Origin of the sequence: Corynebacterium phoceense (assembly GCF_900092335.1) — a bacterium.
Lineage (GTDB): Bacteria > Actinomycetota > Actinomycetes > Mycobacteriales > Mycobacteriaceae > Corynebacterium > Corynebacterium phoceense.
In genome coordinates this window covers 1,248,025-1,252,342 of record NZ_LT596208.1, presented here as the reverse complement: position 1 = coordinate 1,252,342, position 4,318 = coordinate 1,248,025, and the positions used below count along the sequence as shown (strand labels likewise).

3 protein-coding genes are annotated in these 4,318 nt (G+C 65.2%); all 3 read left to right on the top strand.

Annotation, left to right across the window (positions count from 1 at the left end; translation table 11 throughout):
• Positions 1-172 precede the first annotated feature (172 nt).
• Entirely contained in the window at positions 173-1,927 is a 1,755-nt protein-coding gene (locus BN9444_RS10120) for a ribonuclease J (protein ID WP_068801844.1), read from the top strand.
• Between the two features lie 137 nt (positions 1,928-2,064).
• On the top strand, positions 2,065-2,703 hold the full coding sequence (locus BN9444_RS10115) for a TIGR03085 family metal-binding protein (protein ID WP_066486646.1): 639 nt from the start codon (positions 2,065-2,067) through the stop codon (positions 2,701-2,703).
• A 122-nt stretch (positions 2,704-2,825) separates the two neighbouring features.
• A partial coding sequence (locus tag BN9444_RS14820) for a Yip1 family protein (RefSeq protein WP_233423578.1) occupies positions 2,826-4,318 on the top strand: 1,493 nt, incomplete at its 3' end.

The following is a 4,318-nucleotide window of genomic DNA, read 5'->3' as shown; positions in this document are numbered from 1 at the left end:
CCGTGGCCGCGGCGGAAACAACCGTGGCAACAACGGCAATAACAACAATAACGGCAATGACAACGGTGGCGACCAAAACCACGGCGGCAACAACCGTGGCCGTGGCCGTGGTCGCGGCGGCAACAATGGCGGCAAGAATAATGGCCGCGGTCGCCGCAACGTGCCGAAGTCGATGCAGGGCGCCGACCTGACCCAGCGCCTGCCGGAACCGCCGAAGCAGCCGAAGGACGCACTGCGTCTCTACGCGCTGGGCGGCATTTCCGAAATCGGCCGCAACATGACGGTCTTCGAGTACGGCGATGACATCCTCATCATCGACTCGGGCGTCCTCTTCCCGTCCTCGGGCGAGCCGGGCGTCGACCTCATCCTGCCGGACTTCGGCCCGATTGAGAAGAAGCTCAAGAAGGTCAAGGCTCTGGTCGTGACCCACGCGCACGAGGACCACATTGGTGCGATCCCGTGGCTGCTCAAGCTGCGCCCAGATCTGCCGATCATCGCTTCGCGCTTTACCATCGCGCTCATCGCCGCGAAGTGCAAGGAGCACCGCCAGAAGCCGAAGTTCGTTGAGGTCAACGAGAAGTCGGATCTCAACTACGGCCCGTTCCGCCTGCGCTTCTGGGCCGTCAACCACTCCATCCCGGACGCGCTGGGCATCATGCTTGGCACCCCGGCTGGCAACATCATCCACACGGGTGACATCAAGATGGACCAGACGCCGCTCGACGGCCGTCCCACCGACCTGCCGGCGCTGTCCCGCTACGGCGACGAGGGCGTGGACCTCATGCTCTGTGACTCGACGAACGCGAACATCCCGGGCGTTTCGGCCTCTGAGGGCGACATCCCGGCGACCTTCCGTCGCCTGGTCTCGGGCGCGAAGCAGCGCGTTATCATCGCGTCCTTCGCTTCGAACGTCTACCGCGTGCAGGCTGCTATCGATGCCGCCGTCTACGCCGGCCGCAAGGTCGCCTTCAACGGTCGCTCGATGATGCGCAACATGGAAATCGCGGAGAAGCTCGGCTTCCTCAAGGTTCCGCGCGGCACCATCATCCCGATTGATGAGGCCGCAAAGATGGCCCCGCACAAGGTCCTGCTCATCACGACAGGTACGCAGGGCGAGCCGATGGCGGCGCTGTCGCGCATGGCCCGCCGTGAACACCGCCAGATCACCGTCCGCGCAGGTGACATGATCATCTTCTCCTCCTCGCTCATCCCGGGCAACGAGGAAGCCGTCTACGGTGTCATGAACATGCTCTCGCAGATCGGCGCTGAGGTCATCACCAACAAGGAAGCCAAGGTCCACGCTTCGGGTCACGGCTACGGTGGCGAGCTGCTCTTCCTGTACAACGCGGCACGCCCGAAGAACGCTATGCCGGTCCACGGCGAGTGGCGCCACCTGCGTGCGAACAAGCAGCTGGCTATCTCCACCGGCGTTCCGGAGGATCGCGTGGTTCTCGTACAGAACGGCGTTGTGGTCGAGCTACGCCACGGCCGCGCGCAGGTCGTCGGCCAGATTCCGGTCGGTAACCTCTACGTGGACGGCGTGTCCATGGGCGAAGTCGACGCTGACACCCTGGCTGACCGCACCAACCTCGGTGCCGGCGGCGTTGTCTCCATCACCTGCGTCATCGACAATCGTACGATGCGCCTCATGGAGCACCCGACCGTCGCGACGACGGGCTTCTCCGACGACGACCGTGCCCTCGTGCCGGAGGTTGCCAAGCTCGTGGAGAACACCATGAACGATCTGGCCGCGGAAGGCGAAAACGACACCTACCGCATGGTCCAGAAGCTGCGTCGCAAGGTCTCCAAGCTCATGGAGTCCAAGTACAAGCGCGAGCCGGTCATCCTGCCGACCATCGTCCCGACCGCGTCGGGCAACGTCGTCGCCGATGATGACGAGGTCCACGCGTCCCTCGAATCGCTCTAAGCGACACCGCGCACAGCGCCCCAGCCGCAGCCCGGCTGGGGCGCTCGGCGTTTTCACAGAACTGTGAAGTTACGCCGAATTCCTGTACAGATTCGGTGAGTGTGCGTGAGGCGCGTTCGCGTGGGTAGTGCGCGACTATGCTGGGGCTCATGTCTTTTTCGTCTGCTGAACGCGCCCGCTTGGTGGCGCTCTTCCATGAACTTGGTCCGGATGCCCCCACGCTGTGCGAAGGATGGACCACGCGCGATCTCGCCGCACACCTGTGGGTGCGCGAGAACCGCCCCGATGCCGCCGCAGGCATGTTCGTGCCGGCACTCGCTGGTCGCCTCGACAACGCCATGGCGCAGGCCAAGGGGCGCGACTTCGATGAGCTTGTGGACGCGTGGGGGAGGGGAGCCTCAAAGTACAATCCTTTGCGTTACGCCGACTCGAAGGTGAATTTCGCGGAGCACTACATTCACTTGGAAGATGTGCGCCGCGCCAATGGGCAGACTACGCCGCGGGATTTCTCGGACGCGGTCAGCGACGAGATGTATTCGACTCTGGGCATGCTCGCCAAGCGTATGCTCTCCAAGTCTGCGCAGCCGGTCGCGCTTTTCGCGGCGGGCTACCCGCGCATCCTCGTCGCGGATAAGCACGGCGTGGCGGCCAACGGCGGCGCCGTCGTTCGTGTGTCTGGCACGGTGGGCGAGCTCATCCTGTGGACCTACGGCCGCGACGCCGCGGAGGTCACCATCGAGGGTGATGCGTCTGCCATCCACCGCGCCAGCCTCTAAGTCAAGCCCAATCGCTTGACAATCACGTGTGCCGCGGAAAAGAGCGCCATATATAGAGAAAACATCCTGTCGCCCGTGTGGCGCGTGTGATTATTGGGGTTGTAGTCGCTAAAGTGGCGACTATGTCTGTCAAAAATGCTGCTTCGCGAGGCGCGCGGGGCAAGAAGGGTGCGTCGAGCACCCATCGTTCCGCGCGCCGTAACCAAACAGCCGGGGCCTCAGCGTCGCGCTCGCGTCCTGCAGGCCGGGCGCGTTCCGGCGCGCCCGAAACGCTGTCCGTCACCTCCTCGCACCGCGCTGCCGTGTCCGCCGACGAGCGGACCGGTAGCGCTTTCCGTGCGGTAGGCCACGGTCTCGGCGCGGCGTTTGGTTATACGGCCCGCGGTGTGGGTTCACTTACCCGTGGGCTGGGCAGTGGCATAGCCAGCGCCGCGCGGCGTGGTGACAGCTATGACGATTATGACGAGGTCGACGAGTTCGACGACAACTTTGAAGCAGAGGAGTCAGACACCATTTCTGGTCGCACGTCCCGGTCCGGAGCTACATCCAAGGCAGGGAAGAAGCAGGACGACACGCAGGCTGCCGTCGACGCGGAGCTCGACAACCTTGCCAGCCGCCACGCCCCGCGCGGCGTGCACGTGGAGAACCCGGACGCCTGGGGCTTAGTCCTCATCGGTCTGGCTGCGGTCCTCGGCGCGTCCGTGTGGCTTGATATCGCGGGCCCCATCGGCGCAGCTATCGCGACCGCAGCACACCTGGCCATCGGTGCGGGTGCCGTCGTGCTGCCCGTCGCTCTCATCGCGCTAGCCCTCGTGCTCATGCTCGACCTCCATGGACCCGAGGGCGTCATGAGCGCCCGCGTCATTGGCGGAACCGCCATCATCATCGTGTCCATGCTCGGGCTCATCCATCTCTTCGCGGGCAACCCCACCGAGTGGGTGGACCGCGAATTCGCTGGCGGTGCCGTGGGTGCCTGGACCGGCGGTCTGCTCGCTGCCGGTTTCTCCAGCTACGTCGCCATCCCGCTGCTCATCCTGGTCATCATCTACGGTGCGCTCACCGTCACTGGCATCACCATGCGACAGGCGTGGGATTGGGTCGTCTCCGTCGTGAAGTCTTGGCTGCCCGAGCGCGGTACCGAAGACTACGACGAGGGTGAGGACCTTTATGGCCGCGCCGACTCTGATATCGATGCCATCGCCGAGGGGCGTTCCCGCCCGAGCGAGGAGCGTCGTCCCCGCGCCGTGCGCAGCCCGATGGAGAACTACCCGGTGGAGGAGCTTGGCCGTCATCCAATGGATACGGAGGACGTTCCGCGCAGCCCCCGCCGCCGCTCCCAGCAGATCCCCCGCCCGGCCACGAACCAGCGCGTCGGCGACACGGACGAGTTCCCGGCCGTTACCGAGCCGGCCACGATGTCCTTTGCCGCCCAGGAGCCCGAGCCTGAGCCGGAAGCCCCGACGCGCTCCATCAAGCGCTCGGCGTCGGTCGCTGACATTGTCTCGTCGCGCAAGCAGGATTCCGGTTCGCTCAAGCGCACTGCCACGACCGCTGCCAACACCGTCGCTGGTGCTGCGGCGGGTGCTGCTGCAGGCGCCGCCACCGGTGCCGTGCG